This window comes from Mameliella sp. AT18 (assembly GCF_028807275.1).
Taxonomy (GTDB): domain Bacteria; phylum Pseudomonadota; class Alphaproteobacteria; order Rhodobacterales; family Rhodobacteraceae; genus Antarctobacter; species Antarctobacter albus.
In genome coordinates this window covers 1-24,543 of sequence record NZ_JARAMO010000018.1, presented here as the reverse complement: position 1 = coordinate 24,543, position 24,543 = coordinate 1, and the positions used below count along the sequence as shown (strand labels likewise).

The following is a 24,543-nucleotide window of genomic DNA, read 5'->3' as shown; positions in this document are numbered from 1 at the left end:
GTGACGTCCAGCGCCGTGGTCGGCTCATCGGCAAGGATCAGGCGCGGGCGACAGATCAGCGCCATCGCGATCACGATGCGCTGCCGCATCCCGCCCGAGAATTCATGCGGATAGGCGCGCAGACGGTTCCTGGCGTCGGGAATGCGCACGGCCTCCATGACTTCCAGCGCGCGTTTGCGGGCCTCGGCCCGGCTGGCGCCCTCGTGCAGTTCCACCACCTCGCCCAGCTGTCGCTCGATGGTCATGTAGGGGTTGAGCGAACTCATGGGGTCCTGGAAGATCAGTGCGATCTGCGCGGCCCGCAGGGCATTCAGCTGCGAGGCGGGCAGGCTGAGCAGGTCACGCCCGTCGAACCGGACCTTGCCCGCGACCTCGGCGTTTTTTGCCAGCAGTCCCATGATGGCCAGGGCGATCTGGCTCTTGCCAGAGCCGCTCTCGCCCACGAGAGCGAGTTTCTGACCTTCGGCCATGTCGAAACTGACATCGTTGACCGCGTGTACCAGCCCGTCGCCGGTGCGAAAGCGGATCTGCAGGTTTTCAACGGAAAGCAGGCTCATCGGCGGTCCTTGGGGTCGAGCGCGTCCCGCAGGCCATCACCGATGTAATACAGCGAAACCTGCGCGATGACGAAGAAGGCGGCGGGGAAGGCAAGTTGCCAGAGCGTGCCGAAGGTCATGGTGCGCGCCCCTTCCGAGATCAGCGCCCCCCAGCTGGTGTTCGGTTCCTGGATGCCGACACCCAGGAAGGAGACCAGGCTTTCGGCCATGATGACCTCCGGGATGACGATCGAGGTATAGATCACGATCACCCAGAGGATGTTCGGCGCCAGGTGCTTGAAGATGATGGCAAGGTCGGACATGCCCAGCATCCGCGCCGCATCGACGAATTCGCGGTGTTTGAGCATCATGACCTGTCCGCGCACGATCAACAGGCCGGCGGTCCAGTTCACGATGATGATGACGATGATCATCTGCGTCAGTGAACGGCCGAAGAAGGCCTGCCAGACGACAAAGAAGATGATGTAGGGGATCGAGATCCAGATGGTGTAAAACCCGGTGATGATCTGGTCGAGCCTGCCGCCGAAATAGCCCGCCAGGGCCCCCAGCGTGGCGCCCAGCAGCACCGCCAGCGGGCCGGCGACAAAGCCGACCATCAAGGAGGTGCGCGTGCCCTGTACGACGCGGGCATAGAGGTCGCGGCCCAGTTCGTCGACGCCGAACCAGTGACCGTTCTCCAGGCTGGGGGCGCCCTCGGTCTTGATCCGGCCCAGAACGTTCCAGTCGATTTCCTCAAAGCTCCACCGGGCGAAGGCATGGCCGAAGAGGGCGAAGAGTACCAGCGCCAACAGCATGAAGACGGAAAAGACCGCGAGCCGATGGCCGAGGAAACGGCGCCGGGCATCCGCCCAGAACGACCGCGAAACGATCATCTCTTCGGCGACAGTGTCGGCGAAATCCCTGGAGTTGAGGCGTTTACGTGCGTCGGTCACAGGCTGCTCCGCACCTTGGGGTCGATCCATGCATAAAGCAGATCGAGCATGAGGTTCAGGGCGAAGGTCAGCAGGCTGTAGAGGATCGCCAGCCCCAGCAGCATTGAATAATCGCGGCTATAGGCGCCGTCGATGAAATCCTGCCCGATGCCGCCGGTGGAAAAGAACACGTCGATGAAGACCGAGCCGGTGATCATGTAGACAAAGACCGGCCCCATGTAGGTCAGCGTCGGCAAGAGCGCCGGTTTCAGCGCGTGCCGCCAGATGATGACCCGTTCCGGCAGGCCCTTGGCACGGGCGGTCAGGATAAAGGGCGCGTTCAGCACCTCCAGCATGGAGCCCCGTGTCAGTCGGGCGACCCCCGCCATGTAGGATGTCCCCAGCGCGATGGCAGGCATGACGACGTATTCCCATTGCCCGCCGTTCCAGCCGCCGCCGGGCAACAGCCCCCAGGACAGGGTGAAGAGCAGCACGAGGATCGGGGCGAGGACGAAATTCGGAAAGATTTGGGAGAAGATGGCGAGGCCCGTCATCGTGTAGTCCCAGAGGCTGTTGTGGCGCAGCGCGGCGACGATTCCCAGCGGGATGCCCAGCACCAGCACGAAGACCGCCGACCAGAAACCATAGGTCAGCGTGACCGGAAACCCCTGCGCGATCACGTCGTTCACCGTGCGGTCCTTCTGGGCGAAACTGGGCCCGAAGTCGAAGTGGAAGACGATGTTCTTGATATAGGTCCAGAGCTGGACGTAGAGCGGCTGATCCATGCCGTAGCGTTCCAGCACGTTCTGCATCACCGCGGGCGGCAGCGGCTTTTCAGAGGTGAATGGCCCTCCGGGCGCCAGCCGCATCAGGTAGAAGGAAAAGACGATCAGCACCAGGAGCGTCGGGATCACCGTCAGCAATCGGCGCAGGGTGTAGTTGAACATGGGGGAACCGGACCTGGGGTTCGAGCAAGATGGCCCCGTCCCGGGCCTGACCCGGGACCCCTGCGCCGGTGATACCGGGCAGAGGCCCCGGATCTGGTCCGGGGCAGGGGATGCGGGAAAGCGGCGCGGCGCTTACTCGGCGACCTTGTAGAGGTCCTTGGCGTACCAGTTCTGCTCGACGTTGTTGACCGGCCAGCCCATGATCTGGTCGCTCAGCATCATGTTGATCGAGGCGTGGTAGATCGGGATCACCGGCATGTCCTGCGACAGGATTTCCTCGACCTCGAAGTAAAGCGGGCTGGCGTCCTGCGAGGACTTGGCCTCTGCCATCAGTTCGTCGACACGCGCGTTGGAATACTTGCCGTCGTTGTAGCCCGACTGCGAGGTCAGCAGATCGAGGAAGGTGGAGGCCTCGTTGTAATCTCCGCACCATGCGCCGCGCGCCAGCTCAAAGTTCTGGTTGCCGCGGGTTTCGAGGAAGACCTTCCATTCCTGGTTTTCCAGCGTCACCTCGACGCCCAGTTTCTGCTTCCACATCTGGCTGGCCACGATGGCGATCTGCTGGTGGCTTTCGGAGGTGTTGTAGAGATAGGTGAAGGACAGCGTATCGCCGTCCGGACCATAGCCCGCCTCTGCCAGCAGCTCCTTGGCCTTCGCGTCGCGGTCCGCCTGGGTCATGTTGGCATAGTCGACCTCGGGGATCTCGAAGCCGTCGGTGGCGCCGGGGGTGAAGGTATAGGCCGGGAATTGCCCGCCTTGCAGCACCCGGTCGACGATCACGTCACGGTCCAGCGCGTAGGACAGCGCCTGGCGGACGCGCACGTCCTGGAACGGCTCGGGGCCGTCCTTGAGGTTGAAGGTCATGTAGTAGTTGCACAGGCGCGGCAGGGCATAGGCCTGGTCGGGGAACTCTTCCTTCAGGGTCGGGTATTGGCCGGACGGGATATCCGTCTTGTCGACTTCGCCCGCACGCCAGCGGGTCAGGCCCTGCGCCTCGTCGCCGATGACCAGCGTCACGACCCGTTCCAGCACGGTCTTGTCATTGTCCCAGTACATCTCGTTGCGTTCGCGCACCGACCGTTCCTTGGGGACGTGTTCGGTCAGGACATAGGCGCCGTTCGACACGATGTTGCCGGGCCGCGTCCATTCCTGTCCGTGCTCCTCGATCGCCCATTTCGGAGAGGGGAAGGTCGTGGCGTGCGTGACCATCTTGGCGAAATAGGGCAGCGGCTGGCTGAGGTGCACGACCAGCGTGTGATCGTCGGGGGCAGAGACGCCGAGGTCGGTGATCGGCTTTTCGCCGGCGATGATCGCGGCACCGTTCTGAATCGACATCAGTTCCATGTACCAGGCGTAGGGCGAGGCCAGTTCCGGATCCACCGCGCGCTGCCAGGCATAGACGAAATCGCCGGCGGTGACGGGCTTGCCATCCGACCACCTGGCATCGTCGCGCAGGGTGAAGGTGTAGGTCATGTTGTCTTCGCTGACCGTGTGGCTCAGCGCGACGCCGGGCACGATCTCGCCGTCGGCGTTCTGGTTGTAGAGCCCCTCGAAGAGGTCGCGCACGACCTCGGAGCCGTTCACATCTTCGACCACCTGCGGGTCGAAGGAGGAGAATTCGTCAAGCACACGGTAGGTGAAGGTCTGGTCGGCGGCCAGCTGGGTGCCCTCGGGGACGTCGGCGGCAAAGGCGGCCGTCATCAGCGTGGTCGACAAAAGAAATGGAACGATCGCGGAACGATACTTCATGGTTCTCCCCTGGATTGGATGCTCTTGCGGCAAAGCGTGCCCGAGTTGCCGGACCTTGCAAAGGCTTTTCTGGGTGCCTGCAGGCCCGTCGTCGGGTCAACCGTGGGATGAAACGCGGTAGGAGGTCAAGGGGCGAAAAGGGCGGGGCGGCGGGAGCGTGTCGCGACCGTGCCAGCCGGCTTTGTCAGAAGCGGTTTTCAGGGGGCGCCAGCCACCGGAACATGCGAGAGGCTGGCCCAGAAGGCAGCGACCTCCGCCATTGCCCCGGCCTCGATGACAAGGGCGCGGGGGGCGGGGCCGTCCTGTGCCAACCCGATGGCCATATCGGGATCGCTTTTGAGGGTGAAGAAGAGAATCTCATTTTTGTCCAGCAGGTTGATCCCGGGCGCCGGTGGGGCCAGAAGGGCCTGCAACTGCCGTTCCAGTGTTGCGGTCATGGGGCGGTCGGGGCAAATCTGCCGGGGGGCCTGTCCCGGGTCCGCGATGGCGATCAGTACCTCCTCCGCGGCGCCGAGAAGATAGGCCCAACGGTCCTGGATCGCCCTGTCCGGCGGGATCAGCCCAAGCTGCCGAAGGAGCGCATCAACGCCAATGCCGGGGTGTGTGGGATCGGGCGGCTGCGCGGGCGGGGTGGACCTGCATTGCAACCGCTGGTCGCCGGGCAGCAACCGGGCAAGGGCACGGGCCACGGCGTCTGCGTCGGCGATCCGCAGCGGCTGACCCGACAGGGCCCGCGCCTCCGCAGGGGCGGGGTCCGGCAGGTCGAGCAAACGCGACAGCTGTCCTGCCGCCGCCTCCAGTCGCAACAGCGGTTTGCCCCCGTCGAGGATCGTCAGTTCACGCGGGGCGATGCAGGCGGCGATCGCGTCCAGGACAAAACCCCGCGCCTCTTCGGCTGTAGCGGCGGCGAGGTCCTGGCTGTCGGTGCCCAGGGCCGCAGCCCGGGACAGGATGGTCGCAATCGAAGGATGCTCGGTCATGTCATGTTTTCCGTATCGCCAAGGCGCCCTGCCGCCATGCAGATCGCGGGCAGGTCGGCCCGGGGGCCGAGGACCGCACAGATCACCTCGGTCGGGTCGCGGGGCATTTGCAGGAACAATCGGCTGCCCCGCGGGCCACTCAGGACGGCCATGCCGCGGGCAGGCAAGTCCGAACGAAAGAGGGCGCAGGCCGTGGCGCAGAGATCGTCCAGGCGTTCCTGTCCCTGGTGGATCGCGCTGTCGAACGTCAGGACGGTGCCCGCCGCGGTGTCGGCGAGCATGACCAGTTCGCAATGGGCGAAACCGGCACGGAACCTGGCAAGATCGTCACGGGTCATCGGGTAGCCTCTGCTGTCCCTGTCATGACCCCTGCGGGGTTAAGGTCGCCTTACCTCGGGAGGTGTTCCAGGGATCAGGCTTGACGATGTTCCGGCCTTGGCCGGGCGTCCGGCGATTTCCTGCGTGTGATCCGGCGCGGTACGATCCTTGGCTCGGTCCCGGCACCGGCAGAAGGCGGGGGCGCGGTCCGTATGGTCGCCGATCTTGGTGTGGCACGGCGCGGAGCCTGAACCGGGGCAGGTGGCTCCAGCCCCTCGAGCGCGTGGCAGAGAAAGCGCACCAGGGCGGCGGCGCCGGTCGCCTCCAGCACTTCGTCATTGTCGCGGCCCGCCAGCGCGCCGGTCAGCGAAATCGGCAGGACGTCACGGAACAGGGCCCCGGCCTCGGACCGGACCCGCGCGACGACGCGCGCCCGGTCCCGCTCTCCTTGCATCTTGTCGATGCGGGTGATCAGCAGCAGGCTCTTTGTCCAGAGCTGCGGCGGCACCTGTTCCCAGAGCGCGGCCTCGGACTGGCGCCAGGCCTGGTTGGCGGGGGTGCACCAGATCGCCAGGTCGACCTTGGGCAGGAAGGCATCCCAGAAATCCGGAGCCATGTTCGGGTCCGAGGTTCCGGGCAGGTCGATCAGGTCGCAAGCCTGCAGAATATCCGCGTCCAGCCGGGCCAGGATCATCCGGGTGTCCTCGGGCGATACCGCTGTCCAGTCCTCGGCGGGCAGGGGCGTTGCACTGCCGTCCGTACCGACGCGTTGGGCACCGGGGGCGCCCAGTTGATACCAGACCGGCGGCAGCTGCGTGGCCGTGACCTGTACCGGAGAGCTGTTCTGTCCCAGCAGAAGGTTGGCCAGGGTGCTCTTGCCCGCACTGAATTCACCCATCAGGGCAACGCGCGGCTTGCGGGCGCCCGGGTCGGTTGGACGATCGTCTGTCATGATGCGGACCTCTGCAGTCGGTTCCTGGGGGCTGTGGCCTGTGGAGATACGGCGCTGTCCAGGGTCAGGCCGGTCAGGATGTCGCGCTGACCCTGGATGAACCCGGTCAGCGTGTTGCGCAGCTCTTGCGAGAATGGCGCGGCGCACTGGTGGTGCAGGGCCTCGACCACGGGTTTCGTTTCCTCGTGGATCAGGCGCGAGAAGTCGTCGGCAAAGGCGTGGTAGCCACGTTGACGCCGCCAGAAGCGCGCCCACCAACTGCCCCGCAGGTCCAATGCGATGGTCTGGCCAAGACTGATTGGTGCGGGGGCCGATGGCAGCGGCGGCGGTTTGATCGCAGGTCCGTCGGTTTCCAGCGCGAAGGCCGTCCGGTAGAGCGCGCCGATGTCCTCGGCCGCCCCGGCCAGGACCTCTGTCCCGGCCTTGCCCGCACCCTGGACAAAGACCTTGTAGGCGCTGCGCAACAGCATCCGAAGCCCGGAGGGATCGTAGGTCCAGACCTCGCCTTCGCCGTAGTGTTCGAGGTGCTTGACCAGGGACCCTGTGGCCCGTCCGAGGAAGGCGCGGCGCGCATTGTCGGACCGGTTGGCAAAGGCTTCGTGCATCCGGGCCAGGTGGGACTCGAGCGCCGCGCAGGCGCGGTCCTCGATCCGGTCGAGCTGGTGGGCGATGTCCGGCGCGGCCATCGTCGGCTGCCGCGGTTCGAACCTGCCGGACCCGTCTCGGGGCACGCTGATGTCCTTGCCTGTCTGCAGGTTGTCGAGCGCCACGTTCAAAGTCTGTTCAAGGCGAGCGCCCACCCCCTGTTCGACCCGCTGGGCAATGGCGTCGCCAAGGGCGGGCAGGCCGGAAAGCTGCCAGATGATCTCTTGCGGAGGCAGATGGGCCAGTGCGCCGGTGACATGTGCCTCGGCCCAGCTGACCAGCGCCTCGGCGCTGTCGCTGCCCAGGTCGTCAAGGCGGCCCGCAACGGCGTGATGACCCCAGTAGCCGGAGCCGAAGATGATCTCGGCCTCCTGCGGACCATCGAACCGGCGCAGGGTGGCAAGGATACTGGCGTTAATTTCCGGAACGGCGCTGACCGGGTCCGCGAGCTCGTCGATCCGGTTCACGAAGATGATGACATCGCGCGATTTCACGTTCGATATCAGCCGGATCAGGCCCAGGTCGACGGAGGAAAGCGCCTGTTGCGCCGACAGGACCATCACGCAAAGCCGGCTGCCGCGCAGGGCGTTGATGGTGATCTGTTCGCGGATCATGAAGGTGTCGTTGACGCCCGGCGTGTCGCGGATGCACAGGCCCAGGGGCAGGTCCGGCCCGGGGAACCAGAGGTCCGCGGACTTGGTGATGTCGGCAAACCGGCCCTGGTCGGGGCTGCCGTCCGCTTCTTCCCAGAAATCGTCGCCAAGGCAGACGTAGCGCTGGATCAGCTCCTGGTCGAAGGTGTCGTAGTCATGGGTCTGGCCCAGCAGCATCTGGAACTTGCGCCCCAGCCGTGCCTTGGATTTCTCGCGCATCTCGTCCAGTTGCGCGCGGACCTTTTCCAGCTCGGTGTCCGCCCCGGCCCGCGCGGCGATTTCGCCCACGCGGCCACCCTGGCGGATCAGGTGGTCCCATTCCTCGTTGGTAAAGAACCGGAAGGCGGCGCGGCGGTCCTGCGGTTTCAGCTGCGGCGACATGTGCAGCGAGGTCACGACCGAGGTCCAGGGGTTCACATCCGCGGGCAGCAGGTCCGGCCAGCCGGTGAGCGCGTTCACCAGCGTGGTCTTGCCTGCCTTGACTTGCCCGATGAAGGTTACCGAGGGTTCGAATGCACGGATCTGGCGGCGGTATTCGCGGGCCTGATGGGCGATGCTCTCCTCGCCGCATTGCGCCATTTCGGAAAATCGCAGGTCCAGATCGGCCAGCCGTTCGGCAAGGGCGGAAAAACCGTCAAAGGCCCTGGGTGGCGTTGCGATCGGGTCCGTCGAAACCTGTGTCATGCGTCTTGTCTCACCTGTGTATCCTCTTGCGGGACCTTTTCCGACCGTCAGGCGGCCATGTGCTGCTCGACATCCTGCCGGACCTGCAGCAGCAATTGCGCGGCATCGGCCAGTTGCTCGGCGCCGCCCTCGATCCGCAGCAGCAGGGCGAGGTCCTGGGCCTCGTCGAACCGCGCGACGAGGTCGGGCAGATGTTCCTGCAGGCTGTCGGCCCCGGCGGCCTTGTCGGCCAGCAGGGTGAATGCCGCTTCGAAAGCGTCGAAGAGTGCATCTTCTTCGCATGCTCCCTCAAGGGTCGTGGCAAGGTCGTTGGCCGTGTCGCGGACCGCGTGAAAGACCCGGGCAAGGTCGCGCGCGGCCTCCGGCGGGAGAACTGCGGGATGCGGAATGACCTGTGCCGTCGGTTTATTCGCTGCAGCCGGTGCAGGGGGCGTAGGGGCACCGTAACGATGCAAGAGCATCTGGGCTGCGTGGATGTCCTGCTGGCTGGCGTCCCGGATCACCTGGTCAAGATGCGCGATCAGCGGGGCCAGCCCTTCGGCGGAGGCGGGGTCGACCTTAAACCGCCCGTCGAAGTCCGCGTCTGCGGCTGCGGCAGGCGATTGCCTGCCAGTCAAGACCAGCAGCGCGTGATTGTGCAGCCGCTCCGGGGCCGCCTGCCAGAGTTCACGTTCGAAATCACTCCAGTCCTGCGAACACCAGAGGGAAAGGTCGACGCGCGGCGCGGCCCAGGACAGGCCGGCGCGCAGGTCTGCCGCGCTGGTGTCGGTGACAACCATCAAGAGGCGTCGTCCCGACAGGGCCGGATCGGGGGATGCGATCTGCAGGAACACGGGCGCCTGGGCAAGGAGATCGGGTGCGGGCAGGCCCTCGGCCTCGATCCGGCGGCCGTCGGGTAGCATGGCTCTGGTCCCCGGGGCTGCACCGGGTTGCAGCTCCAGCGTCGGCAAGGTTTGTTGTGCCAATTCGGGGGGCAGGCCTCCTAGGGCCGCCAGGATCCTGCGCTTTCCGGCCCCGGGCAGGCCAAGAATGCCGATGCGAACCGGGGCCGCCAGTTTCTCGGCCAGAGCAGCGCAACTTGCGCGGGCCTTCGCGGACAGGCGGGCATCGGCGCAGAGGGCCCGCAGCCCGGCGAGGGTTTGGGCACGATCGGCCTCGGTCATTGTCCGGCTCTCCGCTTGAGCGGCACCAGTCCCGCCAGCCCGTCCATCCCGAGCCGGGGCCATTTCACGGCGAAAGATCTGGCGCGGCGCGAAAGCTCCGTGCGGGGACTGAGGAGCATGCGGATCACGACCAGAGAGACATTGTCCTGCTGGTCCGCTTTCTTGGTCTCGACCGCAGCCAGCAGGGCGCGGGTCAAAGCGGCGCTCTCTGTCGCTGGGCGCCGCCGCAGGATCTGCGCGATCTCGCCTTCGTCGAGCACGTTCAGCCCGTCGCTGGCCAACAGGACGATATCCCCGGGTTCCAGCGCCAGCGCCTCTGCCGGGCAATCGACAAGGGGCACGCTCTGGCCGGTGACGGCGGAGGTCAGGCAATGGCGGTGGGGATGGGTACGGGCGGCCTCGGGCGTGATCGCGCCGCGTTCCGACATGAGATCCAGCTGCGCGCCCATCGAATGCAGCACGTTCAGACGTCGCAACGCGCCGTCTCGAAAGAGGTACAGCGGGCTGTCCCCGACGGAAAGCCAGCGCAGCCCGGCGGCGTCCACGCGCAGGGCCACGAGTGTCCCGCCGGTGTCGGCGCTGATGCACTCCGCGTCGATATGCTGTTTCAAGCGGGCGTTGGCGCTGTCCAGCGCGGTGCGAAATCCGGGATCGCCCTGCAAGGAGGCGCGGGCCGCGGCCAGGTACAGCTCGGCGAACATCTCGCTGACAAGGATGCGGCTTGCGAGGTCGCCGTCATCATGACCACCCATGCCGTCCGACAGCACGGCCAGCCCGGGCAAGCCGCCCTCGGGAAACTGCGCGATCAGCGCGTCTTCCTGCCGGCTGCGCAGCCCGAGGAACTGGCCCGAGGCCGCGTCGGTGGCCAGCTCAGCCATTGTCCTGCGCCCCATCTTCAGGGCCGGCCCAGGACATGCCCTCGCCGCAGAAGGCCACGAAGCGCAGCAGGGTCTTGCCGATGCGGATGGTGTCGCCGTCGTGCAATTCCTCGGTGCTGAGCAGGGGCTTGTCGTTCAGGCGCACGATATTGGCCTTGCCGCCGTGGCCGATATAGCTGCGGTTGTCATCCTCGTCGTAGGCGATGGCCAGGTGTCGGTCGCGGGAAATGGCACTGTCGCCGAAATCCAGGGTCACGGTCTGGTCCGGATCGCGCCCAACGGTCGACAGGCCCGCAGTCAGCGTAAAGCTGGCACCGCGGCCCGGTCCGTCGATCACGACGATCCAGCCGATGGGGAAGAAGGGTTCGGCGCCCGGCGCACTTGCGGCGGGGGCGGCCATCGGGTCCGGACCGGCGGGCTCGGCGTGGAACCCCAGCAGCCGTGTCTTGACCCGCTGCGAACTGGGCCTTGGGGCATCTTGAGGCTCTGTACCCATCGCGGAGGCGCTGCGCGCCAGCGCCGAGGATTCGGGGCCGGGGGACGACGGCGGGGCAGGGGCTACCGTGTCCTCCGGTTCCAGGTCCCAGATCCTGGGGCTGGCGGAGGCGGTTGCGTCCAGGTCGAGCGGGGGCAGGTCCACCGCATCGGGCGCCGCGGGCGCGGCCCATTCCTGTCGCGGTGACGGTTGTGGTCGTTCCGGTCGGGGCACATGGTTGCGTGCGGCGCGGGCACTGTCGATGTCGCAATTTCGCGGGTCCTGTTCGGTCGCCATGCGCCCGGCAAGATCATCCCAGGGGTCGCGCGCGGGCGCATCCTGCGAAGGCGTGTCCAGCGCGGGATCGGATACCGGGCGTCTCCGCGCGATCAGGTTCTTGATACCCTGCATGTCCTTCACCCTTTCCTCATAGGTTCGTTTCCAGCGCCTGCCGCCGACCTCTGCCGGACCAGGATAGAAGTGCGCTCAGCGAAAAGCGGCGGCGGCGCGGTGGCGGCGGGGCCAATTCTTCTTCCGCGGCCTCCTCTTCCGGCGGTTCCGGTTCGGCTTCACTGACCCAGTCGGCGGGGTCCTCGTTCAGGATCGCCCAGTACGCGCGTTCCGCGGCGCGCTTTGCCTCTTCGGGATCGGGACGGGGCGCGCGCTTGACGGGGGCGCTGCGCGCGTCGCCGTCCTCGGCGATGGCGGCGTGGTTGCTGGCCACCATTTCGGCGATCTTCGACTCGATCTCCGGGTCGACGGGCGGGGCGGCGACGCATGGCTCTGGCGCCTGTGTCGGGGCAGCGGGGGCAAGAAGCGACGGGCGCCGCCCTGCCAGCGCATCCAACCATTCGTCGGCGCTTTGCAACCGGTCCTTGGAAAACAGGTTCAGACAACGGTCGATCGCCGCCAACAGGCGTGGGTCGTGTTGGGGAAAGCGTCCGGACAGCGGGCGGAAAGGATCGGGACGCTGTTCGGCCACTGCCGCCAGGCGCAGGCTGCTGTTTGGCGGCGGGCTGCCTTCGATCAGGTGGACGAAGGTCGCCGCCAGGGCATAGAGATCACTGGACCGGGATTGCGCGCTGCCGGCGATGTAGAATTCCTGCGGGGAATAGCCGTCCTTGACCGTGTGCACCCGCGACAGCACGCGGCTGGCCTGTGTCGCGCTTTGCCGTGCGGCCCCGAAATCGATCAGAACCGGCGTGCCCATCGTGTCCAGCAGGATGTTGTCCGGGGAAATGTCGCGGTGGAGGATGCCGTTGCGATGGACGTAGCTGAGCGCCTGCAGGAGCAGAACCGCCAGTTCGCGCACCGCTTCGGGCGTCAGCGCGTCGGGGTGCTGGTCCAGCAGGTCGAAGAGGTCCGTTCCCTCGACGAAATCCAGCGCCATGTAGGCGGTGCCGTTGGCCTCGAAGATCTGGTGCACGCCGACGATATTGGGATGCTGCAGTTGCGCCAGCGCGCGCGCCTCCTTCTGGAACAGCTCGACCGCGCGGGTGAAGTCCATGTCGTAGCTTTTCGACCGCAGGCGGACGTCCTCGCCCCGGCGGCAGCAGATGGCGTTGGGGAAACATTCCTTGATGACGACACGGCGCCCCAGGCTGTCGCGGGCCAGGTAGGTGATGCCGAAGCCGCCGGAATTCAGGTAGGTGTCGACCGTATATTGTCCGTTGCACAGGGTCGTGCCCGGCGGCAGACCGTCGCCTAGGGTCTCGGCGGGTTCGGAAACCGGAATTTGCGACTGGACTGTCATACCTCGATACTCCTGTTCGAACGGGACAGGCTGCGGGCGGGGCCGGATGCGGTGCAGGGTGCGTTCAAACCCGAAATCATCAGCCGTTGCGGGCCGGGCGGTGTCTGAATTGGGACGAAAATGCGTCCCTTGGATCGAAGGAAGTTCAATCTTTATAAGTAATTGCGACAGTTCGCGAAGCACTCGCCCCGCGCGGTGCCGGCCCTGTCCTGCCGTGCCCCCGCGTCATGCCGTCTTGCCAAGGTTCACGATCTGGCGAAAAGTGGCGCGGAAATGAGCACATCCAGCGATCAAGACCCCGACACCGCCTTCGACCCGTCCAGTGATGGCGCGAAGATGGGATTTGCCGACGCCATGTCCTATGGCGACTACCTGCATATCGACGCTCTGCTGGACCAGCAGCATTGCCTGAGCGGCGCGCATGACGAGTTGCTGTTCATCATCCAGCACCAGACATCGGAACTCTGGATGAAGCTGGCCATTCACGAACTGGGCGCGGCGCGGGATGCCTTGCTGACCGGGGACACGCCCAAGATGTTCAAGATGCTGGCGCGGGTCAGCCGGATCTTCGAACAGCTGAACAACCAGTGGGATGTGCTGCGCACGATGACGCCCGCCGATTACACCCGGTTCCGCGAGGCGCTGGGCCCGTCGTCGGGGTTCCAGTCCTACCAGTACCGGATGATCGAATACATCCTGGGCAACCGGAACACCCACATGATGCAGCCGCACGAGCACCTTCCGCAGGTGCGTGCCGCGCTGGAGGCGGAACTGGCCCGGCCCAGTTTCTACGACGAGGTTGTCGCGCTGCTTTTCCGCACCGTCGATGGGGACGAAGGCGCCATGCCGGCGCCGCAACTCGACAGCCCCCATGCCGCCCGCGACGAGATCCGGGCGCGCTGGAAAGTGGTCTATGAAGACATCGACCGCTACTGGACGCTTTATGAGCTGGCGGAAAAGCTGGTCGACCTCGAGGATTACTTCCGCCGCTGGCGGTTTAACCATGTCACTACGGTGGAGCGGGTGATCGGGTTCAAGCGCGGCACCGGGGGCACCTCTGGCGTGGCCTACCTGCGCCGGATGCTGAGCGTCGAACTGTTCCCTGAACTCTGGCACCTGAGAGGAGAGCTATGACCACTTTGCCCCGCAAGGACCTGTTCGACCTGCCAGAGGGCGTGATCTATCTCGACGGCAACTCCCTTGGACCGCTTCCGAAAGGAGCGACCGAGCGCGTGCAGGAGGTCATGACCCGCGAATGGGGGCAGGAGCTGATCCGCGCCTGGAACACTGCCGAGTGGATGGCGCTGCCGGCGAAGGTCGGCGACAGGATCGGCGGGTTGATCGGCGCACCTGCCGGATCCGTGGCCACGGGCGACACGCTGTCGATCAAGGTCTACCAGGCACTGGCCGCGGCGCTGAAGATGACCCCGGATCGGCGCGTGATCCTGTCGGACGCGGGCAACTTCCCCAGCGATCTCTACATGGCGCAGGGACTGATCGGCACCATCGACAAAGGGTATGAACTGCGCACTCCCGCGCCCGAAGACGTGGCCGAGGCGATCACCGAAGAGGTGGCCGTGGTCATGCTGACGCAGGTGGATTACCGGTCCGGGCGGATGCACGACATGAAGGCCATCACCGAACGCGCCCATGCGGCGGGCGCGGTGATGATCTGGGACCTGGCGCATAGTGCCGGGGCGGTGCCCGTGGACGTGACCGCCTGCAATGCCGAATTCGCCGTGGGCTGCAGCTATAAGTACCTCAACGGAGGGCCGGGGGCGCCGGCCTTCATCTATGCCCGTCCCGACATCGTGGAGAATGTCGAGCCGGCGCTGTCGGGCTGGCTGGGTCATGCCGCGCCGTTCGCGATGGAACCGGGCTATCGTCCGGCCATGTCCACCGAACGCCTGCGGGTGGGCACGCCGCCGATCCTGCAACTGGCGGTGCTGGACGCGGCACTGGATGCCTGGGAGGGGGTCGAGATGGGTGAATTGCGCGCTGCATCCGTCGCGCTTTGCGAGAGGTTCATCGCCGAGGTCGAGGCGCGTTGTCCGATGCTGAAACTCGCCTCTCCGCGCGAGGCCGGTCAACGCGGGTCGCAGGTCTCTTTCGCCTTTGAGGAAGGCTATGCCGCCATGCAGGCGCTGATCGACCGGGGCGTGATCGGCGATTTCCGCGCGCCCGACATCATGCGCTTCGGCTTTACCCCGCTTTACATCGATGAGGGCGACGTGGTGGCCGCCGTCGACGTGATGGAAGATGTGCTGGGCAACGAGACCTGGCGCGATCCGAAGTACCAGGTAAAGTCCCGCGTGACCTGAGCCGGTCAGCCCGCGCCACGCTGTCTGCCAAGGAAGAGGGTGCGCAGGTCGCGATCCCGGATCACCGAACGGGCCAGGTCGGAGGATGCGCTGCCCGGAGGTGGCAGGCTTTCCGACCAGGCGCCATCTGCCATGACCAGTTCATGCCGGTCGAACAGCAGTTGGATGAACCCAGCACCGGGGCCGGACAGACGCGCAATGCCGGGCAGGGTGCAGAGGCGCGAAGCCTCGACCAGAAGCTCGCGCTGGTCCTGTGCCGGTCCGCCGATCAGCAGCCTCTGGGCCGGGGCCGCGCGCAAGGCGCGATCCGGTGTGCCACGTCCAAGCGTTCCTTTGCGCAGGCGCACCGGCGCCGCGTGCCCCTGCGCCGTTTCGGGCCGGATCCGCAGGCAGCCGCGCAGAACCTGATAGCCGTTGTCGCGGGTCAGTACCCTGTCTCCCGGGCGCAGACCTTCGATTCGGTCATGGCCTCGCAGCGTCTTGATCCGCGTGCCGATGAGCAAGCCGCCGACGGCGACAGGCGGCGTCGGGACGTGGTCGGGCGGCGAGACAGGCTCTGCCGACAGAATGTCCAGCCCAGCAGGAAAGGCGCTGCGTTCCATTGGTTCCCCGACCCGAGGCGTGATGCAATGACCGCAGCCTCGGCCCGAGAGGTGGAGATTTGGCCAACGCGACCTCGCGAAACGTGCAGAATTTGATCCGGATTCGAAGGATCAGACGTCGCGCATCGCGCCGCCGGACAGGTCGGTGATTTCTTGGGCGGCCTCGGCCACGCGGCGGCCCAGGTCCGCGATGCCTTCGCCGCTGAACCTGACCGTCGGGCCAGAGACCGAAATCCCGGCGCAGGGCTCGCCTTGGTCGTTCAGGATCGCGGCCCCGATACAGGACATGCCGGCGTGCCGCTCCTCTCGGTCATGCGACCAGCCGCGCGCAGCGATGCTGTGCAGGTCGGCGGTCAGTCCCGACAGGGTGACATGAGTGCTGGCGGTGAAGGGCGTCAGGTCCATGTCCTCGATCAATCGCTGCTGCGCCTGCGGGCGCATCGCGGCCAGGATCGCCTTGCCGATGCCCGAGGCATGCATGGCTGTCCGTGTGCCCGGCGGAAAGAAAGCCCGGATCGGGTTCGGGGTCTCGACCTGGCCGACAAAGACCACCTCGAGACCGTCGGGAACCGCCAGGTTCGCCGTCTCGCCGGTTTCCTTCATCAGGCGGCGCATGACCGGGCGGCCGACCTCGACCACGCTGTTGCGTTTCAGAAATGCGGTGCCGGTGCGCCAGGCCTCTATCCCCACGGCCCATTCCTGGCGTTCCTCGTCGAAGGTCACGAAACGGTGGTTTTCCAGCGTCGTCAGGATGCGGTGCGTGGTGGCGGTGGGAATGTCGATCTCGCGCGAGAGATCGGACAGGGTCGTGCCTTCATCCCGGGCCAGGGCCGTCAGCACGCCAAGCGCGCGGTCCAGCGCCTGCAGCGTTCCGGCAGAGCTTTCCTTGAAGGCGGACTTGGGGCGGCCGCGGGGGCGTTTGGGGCTGTTCATGTGCGTTCACCTTTCGAAAAAGTTTTTCGCTGCATTTGCGAAGGTGGAAAATGAGAAACTGAATATCATTCAATTTCATGTGCTTGTGATAACCTTTCCAGAAATGAAAAAGCTTTTCAAGAAAATTGCACGACTCGGGGGCTTGGCGGATATTGGGTGACAAGAAGGAGACCACGCCATGACCGACCAGAACCCGGTTTTCATCCCCGGCCCGACCAACATGCCCGACCGCCTGCGTCGCGCGATCCAGATCCAGACCCGCGATCACCGCGCGCCGGATTTCGTCGACACCTTTGCCCCCGTGCTGGAAGACACGAAAAAGGTCTTCGGTTCGACTGAAGGCAAGATCATCACCTTTCCCGCCAGCGGCACCGGCGGCTGGGAAGCGGCGGTCACCAACACGCTGAGCCCCGGCGACAAGATCCTTGTCGGCCGCTACGGCGTCTTTTCGAACAAGTGGATCGACCTCTGCCAGCGGCACGGCCTTGACGTCCAGATCGTCGAAACCCCTTGGGGAGAGGGCGTTCCCGCCGACAAGTTCGCCGAGATCCTGGCCGCCGATACGGCGCATGAGATCAAGGCGGTCCTGACCACGCACAACGAAACCGCGACCGGCGTCCGCTCGGACATCGCCGCCGTCCGTCGCGCGCTGGACGGGGCCGATCACCCGGCGATGCTCTTTGTCGATTGCGTCAGCTCGCTGGCCTCGATGCCCTTCGAGTTCGACGCCTGGGGCGTGGATATCGCCGTCAGCGGCTCGCAAAAGGGGTTCATGCTGCCCACCGGCATGGCGATCCTCTGCGTTTCGCCCAAGGCGCTGGCAGCCATCGAAACCGCCGGCCTGTCGCGCACCTTCTTCGATTTCCGCGACATGATGAAGGCGAATGCGACGGGCGGTTTCCCCTACACGCCGCCGCTGCAGCTGATCTACGGGTTGCGCGAAAGCCTCGACATGCTCTTTGAAGAAGGGCTGGAGAACGTCTATGCGCGCCATTTCCGCCTGGCCGAGGGCGTGCGCCGCGCCGTCGACGCCTGGGGCCTGAAGCTGGTCGCCAAGTCGCCGGACCTTTATTCTGATACAGTGAGCGCAGTCTATGTCCCCGAGGGGTTCGACAGCAATGCGCTGACCGATCACGCCTACCGCGCCTACAAGGTGTCCTTTGGCGTGGGCCTCGGTCAACTGGACGGCAAGGCCTTCCGTATCGGCCACCTGGGCAGCCTGACCGACGTCATGGTCCTGTCCGGTCTTGCCACGATCGAGATGGCGATGGCCGACCTGAACTACCCGATTACCCTGGGCAGCGGTGTCGCCGCCGCGCAGGAATACTACCGGACCAGCCGCGTTGCGGCGCTGAAATCCGCAGCCTGAGGAGGCAAAGATGCTTGACGCGATGACCCTGGCCGAAGCGCTGACCATCGAGGACATGCGCACCGCGCATGAGCGCATCCGGCCCCATATCAACCGCACCCCGGTGCTGCAGTCGCAATACCTGAACGACCTGACCGGCGCAGAGCTGTTCTTCAAGTGCGAGAACTTCCAGGAGGCGGGCGCCTTCAAGGTGCGCGGGGCCTGCAACGCGGTCTTCGGCCTCTCGGAGGAGGCGGCGCACCGCGGCGTCTGCACCCACAGTTCGGGCAACCATGCCTTGTCGCTCAGCTACGCGGCGGGACGGCGAGGCATCCCCTGCAACGTGGTCATGCCGCGCACCGCGCCGCAGGCCAAGAAGGACGCCGTGCGCCGCTACGGCGGCACGATCACCGAATGCGAGCCCTCGACCAGCAGCCGCGAGGCGGTCTTTGCCGAGGTGCAGGCGGCGACGGGCGGCGAATTCGTGCATCCCTACAACGACCCGCGGGTGATCTGCGGGCAGGCGACCTGTTCGGCGGAAATGCTGGAACAGACCGGCGGCGTGGATGCGGTTGTCGCACCCATCGGCGGCGGCGGCATGATCTCGGGCACCTGCCTGACCCTGTCGAACCTCGCCCCCGAGGTAAAGATCTACGCCGCCGAGCCGGAACAGGCCGACGACGCCGCGCGCAGCTTCAGGGCCGGGCACATCATCGCCGATGACGCGCCGGAGACCATCGCCGATGGTCTCAAGGTGCCGCTGAAGGAGAACACCTGGCATTTCGTGTCCAACTTCGTGACCGATGTGCCGACAGTCTCCGAGCAGGAGATCGTCGACGCGATGAAGCTGACCTGGAAATACCTGCGGGTCGTCATGGAACCGTCGAGCGCCGTGCCGCTGGCCGCGATCCTGAAGAACCCCGATCTGTTCCGGGGCAAGCGCGTGGGCGTCATCATCACCGGCGGCAACGTCGATCTGGACAGGCTGCCGTGGACGTTGGGGTAAGTCCCGGTCCCGCCGCGTAACGCAATGTAGGGCGGGGCTTGCCCCGCCACCTCAAGACAAGGGAGTTTCCCCATGAAAGACGCGACCAACCTCGACGATTACGAAGTCGGCTTTGACATCCCGGCGGCCATCGGCATGGACGAGGCGGACATCCAGACCCCGTGCCTCGTGCTGGATCTGGGTGCGCTGGAGCGCAACATCAAGAAGATGGGCGACTACGCCAAGGCGCACGGGATGCGCCACCGCGTGCATGGCAAGATGCACAAGTCCGTGGACGTGGCCAAGCTGCAAGAGGAACTGGGCGGTGCCGTCGGTGTCTGCTGCCAGAAGGTCAGCGAGGCCGAGGTCTTTGCCCGTGGCGGCATCAAGGACGTGCTTGTGTCGAACCAGGTGCGTGACCCGCAAAAGATCGACCGCCTGGCCCGCCTGCCCAAGCTGGGCGCGCGCACCATCGTCTGCGTCGATGACATCGACAACGTCGCCGAACTGTCCGAGGCGGCACAGAAGCATGGCACCCAGATCGAGTGTTTCGTGGAAATCGACTGTGGCGCGGGCCGCTGCGGCGTGACCACGACAGAGGACGTGGTGAAGATCGCCAAGGCGATCGAGGCCGCGGAGGGACTGAAGTTTACCGGCATCCAGGCCTACCAGGGCGCCATGCAGCACATGGACAGCTACGAGGCCCGCAAGGAGAAACTCGACGTCGCCATCGCGATGGTCAAGGACGCGGTCGAGGGCCTGAAGGCCGAGGGGATCGAATGTGAACTCGTCTCTGGCGGCGGCACCGGCTCCTACTACTTCGAGTCGAATTCGGGCGTCTACAACGAGCTTCAGTGCGGCTCATACGCCTTCATGGACGCGGACTATGGCCGCATCCTGGACAAGGACGGCAAGCGTATCGACCAGGGCGAATGGGAGAACGCGTTTTTCATCCTGACCCAGGTCATGAGCCACGCAAAGGCGGACAAGGCGATCTGCGACGCGGGCCTCAAGGCCCAGTCCGTCGACAGCGGCCTGCCGGTGATCTTTGGCCGCGACGACGTGGAATACGTCAAATGCTCGGACGAACACGGCGTCATCGCCGACCCGAAGGGTGTTCTGAAAGTCGGCGACAAGCTGAAGCTGGTGCCGGGCCACTGCGATCCCACCGCCAACGTGCATGACTGGTACGTCGGTGTGCGCAACGGCAAGGTCGAGGCGCTCTGGCCCGTCTCGGCACGTGGCCGGGCCTACTGAGGCCGTGGCCGGGCAGGGGCCCGGCCCGATGCAACGACAAGAGCGCCGGGCCCTGTCCCGGCGCCTCACATCCGATCTGGAAGGACAGGAAAGATGAAGGATATGCCCGAGACACAGGGCCTTGTCATCGTTGGCGAGGCGGAATGCGAACGGCTGGTGGGCCGCAAGGACGCCTTTGACGCCGTCGAGGCCGTGTTCGGCGCGATGGCCAAGGGGGATGCCTGGAACTTCCCTGTGGTGCGCGAGGCAATCGGCTATGCGGACGCGCTTTACGGCTTCAAGTCGGGGTTCGACAAGGCGGGCAAGGTGCTGGGCGTGAAATCCGGCGGTTACTGGCCCGGCAACATGGACAAGGGGCTGACCAATCACCAGTCCACGGTGTTCCTGTTCGACCCTGACACAGGGCAACTGGCGGCGCTGGTGGGGGGCAACTACCTGACCGCAGTGCGCACGGCGGCCTCTTCGGCTGTGTCGATTGCGCATCTGGCGCGCAAGGATGCCAAGGTGCTGGGCATGGTCGGCGCAGGCCACCAGTCGCAGTTCCAGCTGCGCGCAGCGGCGGAACAGCGCGATTTCGAAAAGGTCGTCGCCTGGAACCCGCACCCCGAGATGCTGCCGAAACTGGGCGCCGTGGCCGAGGAACTGGGCCTGCCCTTCGAGGCGGTCACACAGGAACAGTTGGGCGCCCAGGCGGATGTCATCATTACCATCACCTCGGCCTTCGAGCCGCTGTTGATGAAGGACTGGATCAAGCCGGGCACGCATATCGCCTGCATGGGCACCGACACCAAGGGCAAGCAGGAGGTCGATGCCGCGCTGGTGGCTGCCGCGACGGTCTTTACCGACGAGGTGGCGCAATCCATCAGCATCGGAGAGGCACAGCACGCAATCGCTGAAGGCTCTTTGACCGAGGATCGCATCACGCCCATCGGTGCCGTCATCAACGGCGCCCATCCTGGCCGGTCCTCGGATGACGAGATCACCCTGTTCGATGGCACCGGCGTCGGTCTGCAGGACCTTGCCGTGGCATCCGTCGCCGCGCGTCTCGCCGAGGAGGAGGGCAGCGCGCAGCGGGTCAGCCTCTAGCCCTTTCGCTATTGGCGGATTATGAAAGGCGCGGGACCGGGGCACCGGCCCCGCGCGTTGGACATTGTGCCTGCGGGTGACGGCATAGGCGACGCGGCCCTTTCGATGGTGGATGAGTTCATGAGCAAACCGAAGGTGCTGGTGACACGGCGTTGGCCCGCGGCGGTAGAGGCGCGGCTGTCCGAGCTGTATGATGTCACCCTGAACGAGGCCGACAGACCGATGACGGCAGAGGCGCTGCGCAAGGCGCTTGCCGAACATGACGCGGTGTTGCCGACGGTCACGGACCACCTGGGCGCGGACGTCTTCGAGGGTTCGCCCCGCGCCCGTATCCTGGCGAACTACGGCGCGGGCTTCAGCCATATCGACACCGAGGCGGCGGCGCGGCAGGGGGTTGTCGTGACCAACACACCGGACGTGCTGAGCGAATGCACCGCCGATATCGCCATGACTCTGCTTTTGATGGTGGCCCGCCGCGCGGGCGAGGGGGAACGCGAGCTGCGCGCCGGCCAATGGAGCGGCTGGCGCCCCACCCACCTTGTGGGCACCCGGGTTTCCGGCAAAGTGCTGGGTATCGTCGGGTTCGGGCGCATCGGGCAGGAAATGGCGCAGCGGGCACATTTCGGCTTTGGAATGACGGTGCTGGTTCAGAACCGGTCAAAAGTGGCGCCCGAGGTGCTGGCCCGCTTCGGTGCGCGGCAGGTCGACAGTCTCGACACGCTTTTGATGGAAAGCGACTTCATCTCGCTGCATTGCCCGGGGGGCGCGGCGAACCGGCATCTGATCGGAGCATCCGCGCTGGCTGCCATGCGGCCCGGCGGGGTCCTGATCAACACCGCCCGGGGCGAGGTGGTCGACGCCGCCGCTCTGGCCGATGCGCTGCAGGCGGGCCGGATCGGCGGCGCGGGACTGGATGTTTTCGAGGGCGAACCCGCGATTGCACCCGAACTGATGGCGGCGCCGAACCTGGTGATGCTGCCGCACCTGGGCAGCGCCACGCGCGAGACGCGCGAAGAGATGGGGTTTCGCGTGCTGGCCAACCTCGAGGATTTCTTTGCCGGGCAGGCGCCGCGCGACCGGGTGGCCTGAACGGGTTGACCTGTGACATGGACCGAGGCGGGCAGGGGGGCTAACCTGCGCTCCGGAAAGAGGAGCGCCCATGTACGCAGTCACCGTCCGTTTCGAGATCAAGCCAGGGGCCGAGACGGCCTTTCTGGATCTGATCCGCCAGAATGCCCATGCCTCGGTGCGGGACGAACCCGGCTGCCGCCAGTTCGACGTCTGCGTCGACCCGGAGCGTCCGCAAGACGTGTTCCTTTACGAGATTTACGATGACCGGGCCTCCTTCGAGGCGCATATGACCACCTCTCATTTCATCAGCTTCGATGCTGCAAGCGATCCGCTGGTCCTGTCGAAGTCGGTACAGACCTTTGCCGAGGTCTTTCGCTGACATCTGGCCGGTGACAGGGAATGACATACAAATGAGAGGTTTTGACCCTCGCCGTCTCAGAGTTGATAGAAAATCACGCATCCACGAGGCGGGCCGCTTGACCGACAGGGGGGCAGCGACGGCATATCGGGCCGACCGCACGGGCGCACAGGATTGCGCCGCGGCGGCCCTTTGAGGGAGAGAGACATGACACTAGGATTTGCCATTCTGGGCGCGGGCCGCATCGGCCAGGCCCATGCCCGCGCGATCTCGGCCACGCCGGGGGCCGCATTCGTCGCGCTGGCCGAACCGTTCCAGCAGGCCGCCGACGACATGGCCGCGCGCTATGGTTGCGAGTTGCGGAGCATCGACGAGATCGCGGAAAGCGACGATGTGCAGGCGGTCGCCATCTGCACGCCCACCGACACCCATGCCGACCTGATCGAGAAATTCGCCCGCGCGGGCAAGGCGATCTTCTGCGAAAAGCCGGTGGACCTGTCGGCAGAGCGTGTGAAACAGGCGCTGGCCACCGTCGAGCAAACCGGCGCCAAGCTGATGGTCGGTTTCAACCGCCGCTTCGATCCGGATTTCATGTCGGTCAAGGCAGCCATCGACAACGGCACCATCGGCGATGTCGAAATGGTGGTCATCACCTCGCGCGATCCCGGCCCGCCGCCGGCCTCCTACATCAAGGTTTCGGGCGGCATTTTCCGTGACATGACGATCCATGACTTCGACATGGCGCGCTGGCTGTTGGGGGAAGAGCCGGTGACGGTCATGGCGCAGGGCTCTGTCCTGGTCGATCCCGAGATCGGTGAACTGGGCGATTTCGACAGCGTCAACGTGATCCTGAAAACCGCCAGCGGCAAGCAATGCGTGATCACCAACTCGCGTCGCGCAACCTACGGTTATGACCAGCGAATCGAGGTGCACGGGTCCGAGGGCATGGCCGCCGCCGCGAACCGGCACGAAAGCACCGTTGAGGTGGCCGGAACCGGCGGATACGGTCGTCCGCCGCTGCTCAATTTCTTCATGGACCGCTACGCGGCCGCCTATGCCAACGAGATCGCCGCCTTCGTCGCTGCGGTAAACGAGGGCACATCCCTTCCCACCACGGGCGAAGATGGGCTGAAAGCCCTGCAACTGGCGGATGCGGCACTGGAATCGGCCCAGTCTGGCAAGGCCGTGAGCCTGGTGTGATTCTGTCGGCGCGCCCGGAAAACCCGGGCGAGCCCCTCCTTTGTACATCCGCGAAACCGGTCAGATTTCCTCTCCAAATCCCGGCTCTCACGTAGGTGTGAGCGCTCTCAGTGCGGCAAATTTTGTTTCCTAGTGGATTATTCTGGACAATTCACGTCGAAGCTGTTCCCTTGTAGGGGCGGCATTCAAGGCTGTGGACACAAGGCCTTGGACGTCGTAAACCGACCGCACGGGCGGGAAATGCATTGCGATATAATGCACCGCGTGCAAAATTGTGCATAGTCTTGGCGGAGGCCAGGTACATTCTGAAGGGGAGGTCAGGATGAAGACGCGCAGAGCGGCCCTTGGGGCGATTTTCGGAACACTCGTGGCGGCCACGTCGGCGGCTCCCTTGGCGGCGCAGGACGTCACGCTGGTCATGCACCAGTTCCTGCCGGCACAGGCCAACGTGCCCAAGCTGATCCTTGATGTCTGGGCCGACAAGGTCGAGGCGGACTCGAATGGGCGGATCGAAATCGAACGCTATCCTGCCATGCAGCTGGGCGGCACCCCGCCCGAGCTGATCGACCAGGCCATCGACGGGGTGGCCGACATCGTCTGGGCGGTGAACGGGTTTACCCCCGGGCGCTTTCCGCACACCGAGGTCTTTGAACTGCCCTTCATGACCTATGACGCCGAGGCGACATCCTACGCCTACTGGAAGATGTTCGAAGAGCA

23 protein-coding genes and 1 pseudogene are annotated in these 24,543 nt (G+C 65.5%); 10 read left to right on the top strand and 14 right to left on the bottom strand.

Going from position 1 to position 24,543, the window contains the following annotated elements:
* From PVW46_RS02255 to PVW46_RS02200, 12 genes are all read right to left on the bottom strand, one after another.
* A partial coding sequence (locus PVW46_RS02255) for an ABC transporter ATP-binding protein (protein WP_274574398.1) occupies positions 1-557 on the bottom strand: 557 nt, incomplete at its 3' end.
* Entirely contained in the window at positions 554-1,489 is a 936-nt protein-coding gene (locus PVW46_RS02250; protein ID WP_043145423.1) for an ABC transporter permease, read from the bottom strand. The genes PVW46_RS02250 and PVW46_RS02255, both read right to left, overlap by 4 nt.
* Positions 1,486-2,415 (bottom strand): ABC transporter permease subunit, encoded by a 930-nt coding sequence (locus PVW46_RS02245; RefSeq protein WP_274574397.1) that lies wholly within the window; start codon positions 2,413-2,415, stop codon positions 1,486-1,488. Before PVW46_RS02245 ends, PVW46_RS02250 begins: the two co-directional genes overlap by 4 nt.
* A gap of 132 nt (positions 2,416-2,547) precedes the next feature.
* Entirely contained in the window at positions 2,548-4,164 is a 1,617-nt protein-coding gene (locus tag PVW46_RS02240; protein ID WP_069210358.1) for a peptide ABC transporter substrate-binding protein, read from the bottom strand.
* A 197-nt stretch (positions 4,165-4,361) separates the two neighbouring features.
* Positions 4,362-5,144 carry a hypothetical protein gene (locus PVW46_RS02235; protein WP_069210359.1) on the bottom strand — a complete coding sequence of 261 codons (783 nt, stop codon included), beginning with the start codon at positions 5,142-5,144 and terminating at the stop codon, positions 4,362-4,364.
* Positions 5,141-5,482: a hypothetical protein gene (locus PVW46_RS02230; protein ID WP_069210360.1), complete on the bottom strand. Its 342-nt coding sequence runs from the start codon at positions 5,480-5,482 to the stop codon at positions 5,141-5,143. The genes PVW46_RS02235 and PVW46_RS02230 overlap by 4 nt, the downstream gene beginning before the upstream one ends.
* 74 nt (positions 5,483-5,556) lie before the next feature.
* The gene (locus PVW46_RS02225; protein WP_069210361.1) at positions 5,557-6,414 is read right to left on the bottom strand and encodes a P-loop NTPase family protein; all 858 of its coding nucleotides are present in this window, start codon (positions 6,412-6,414) and stop codon (positions 5,557-5,559) included.
* Positions 6,411-8,396: a dynamin family protein gene (locus tag PVW46_RS02220; RefSeq protein ID WP_069210362.1), complete on the bottom strand. Its 1,986-nt coding sequence runs from the start codon at positions 8,394-8,396 to the stop codon at positions 6,411-6,413. Before PVW46_RS02220 ends, PVW46_RS02225 begins: the two co-directional genes overlap by 4 nt.
* A 47-nt stretch (positions 8,397-8,443) precedes the next feature.
* The gene (locus PVW46_RS02215) at positions 8,444-9,559 is read right to left on the bottom strand and encodes a hypothetical protein (protein WP_069210363.1); all 1,116 of its coding nucleotides are present in this window, start codon (positions 9,557-9,559) and stop codon (positions 8,444-8,446) included.
* Positions 9,556-10,437, bottom strand: a complete 882-nt coding sequence (locus PVW46_RS02210; protein WP_069210364.1) for a PP2C family protein-serine/threonine phosphatase — start codon at positions 10,435-10,437, stop codon at positions 9,556-9,558. The genes PVW46_RS02215 and PVW46_RS02210 overlap by 4 nt, the downstream gene beginning before the upstream one ends.
* A complete protein-coding gene (locus tag PVW46_RS02205) occupies positions 10,430-11,323 on the bottom strand; it encodes an FHA domain-containing protein (RefSeq protein WP_069210365.1) in 894 nt (297 codons plus the stop codon). The genes PVW46_RS02210 and PVW46_RS02205 overlap by 8 nt, the downstream gene beginning before the upstream one ends.
* Before the next feature lie 16 nt (positions 11,324-11,339).
* Positions 11,340-12,665, bottom strand: a complete 1,326-nt coding sequence (locus PVW46_RS02200) for a serine/threonine-protein kinase (protein WP_069210366.1) — start codon at positions 12,663-12,665, stop codon at positions 11,340-11,342.
* 273 nt (positions 12,666-12,938) lie between these two features.
* Between PVW46_RS02200 and PVW46_RS02195 the strand changes: the two genes are divergently transcribed.
* Complete coding sequence (locus PVW46_RS02195) at positions 12,939-13,799, top strand: tryptophan 2,3-dioxygenase (RefSeq protein WP_069210367.1); 861 nt, start codon at positions 12,939-12,941, stop codon at positions 13,797-13,799.
* Positions 13,796-14,986, top strand: coding sequence for a kynureninase (gene kynU / locus PVW46_RS02190; RefSeq protein WP_069210368.1), 1,191 nt, complete (start codon positions 13,796-13,798; stop codon positions 14,984-14,986). The genes PVW46_RS02195 and kynU overlap by 4 nt, the downstream gene beginning before the upstream one ends.
* 5 nt (positions 14,987-14,991) lie before the next feature.
* Here kynU and PVW46_RS02185 read toward each other — a convergent pair whose 3' ends face one another.
* Together PVW46_RS02185 and bhcR are read right to left on the bottom strand one after the other, a co-directional pair.
* Positions 14,992-15,588, bottom strand: a complete 597-nt coding sequence (locus tag PVW46_RS02185) for a Hint domain-containing protein (RefSeq protein ID WP_069210369.1) — start codon at positions 15,586-15,588, stop codon at positions 14,992-14,994.
* Positions 15,589-15,699: 111 nt separating this feature from the next.
* Positions 15,700-16,521, bottom strand: a complete 822-nt coding sequence (bhcR, locus tag PVW46_RS02180; RefSeq protein WP_069210370.1) for an HTH-type transcriptional regulator BhcR — start codon at positions 16,519-16,521, stop codon at positions 15,700-15,702.
* 178 nt (positions 16,522-16,699) lie between these two features.
* Between bhcR and bhcA the strand changes: the two genes are divergently transcribed.
* The 8 genes and pseudogenes from bhcA to PVW46_RS02140 all read left to right on the top strand — a co-directional run.
* Positions 16,700-17,890 (top strand): L-aspartate--glyoxylate aminotransferase BhcA, encoded by a 1,191-nt coding sequence (gene bhcA, locus PVW46_RS02175; RefSeq protein WP_069210371.1) that lies wholly within the window; start codon positions 16,700-16,702, stop codon positions 17,888-17,890.
* A 10-nt stretch (positions 17,891-17,900) separates the two neighbouring features.
* A complete protein-coding gene (gene bhcB / locus PVW46_RS02170; protein WP_069210372.1) occupies positions 17,901-18,875 on the top strand; it encodes a beta-hydroxyaspartate dehydratase BhcB in 975 nt (324 codons plus the stop codon).
* Between the two features lie 72 nt (positions 18,876-18,947).
* Positions 18,948-20,111 (top strand): 3-hydroxy-D-aspartate aldolase BhcC, encoded by a 1,164-nt coding sequence (gene bhcC, locus PVW46_RS02165; protein ID WP_274574383.1) that lies wholly within the window; start codon positions 18,948-18,950, stop codon positions 20,109-20,111.
* A 93-nt stretch (positions 20,112-20,204) separates the two neighbouring features.
* On the top strand, positions 20,205-21,197 hold the full coding sequence (bhcD, locus tag PVW46_RS02160) for an iminosuccinate reductase BhcD (protein ID WP_083242392.1): 993 nt from the start codon (positions 20,205-20,207) through the stop codon (positions 21,195-21,197).
* 120 nt (positions 21,198-21,317) lie between these two features.
* The gene (locus tag PVW46_RS02155) at positions 21,318-22,286 is read left to right on the top strand and encodes a 2-hydroxyacid dehydrogenase (protein WP_069210384.1); all 969 of its coding nucleotides are present in this window, start codon (positions 21,318-21,320) and stop codon (positions 22,284-22,286) included.
* 70 nt (positions 22,287-22,356) lie between these two features.
* A complete protein-coding gene (locus tag PVW46_RS02150; RefSeq protein ID WP_043145410.1) occupies positions 22,357-22,647 on the top strand; it encodes a putative quinol monooxygenase in 291 nt (96 codons plus the stop codon).
* Positions 22,648-22,833: 186 nt separating this feature from the next.
* Positions 22,834-23,826 (top strand): inositol 2-dehydrogenase, encoded by a 993-nt coding sequence (gene iolG, locus PVW46_RS02145; protein WP_069210374.1) that lies wholly within the window; start codon positions 22,834-22,836, stop codon positions 23,824-23,826.
* Between the two features lie 322 nt (positions 23,827-24,148).
* A pseudogene (locus PVW46_RS02140) lies at positions 24,149-24,543 on the top strand (C4-dicarboxylate ABC transporter); the annotation flags it as partial.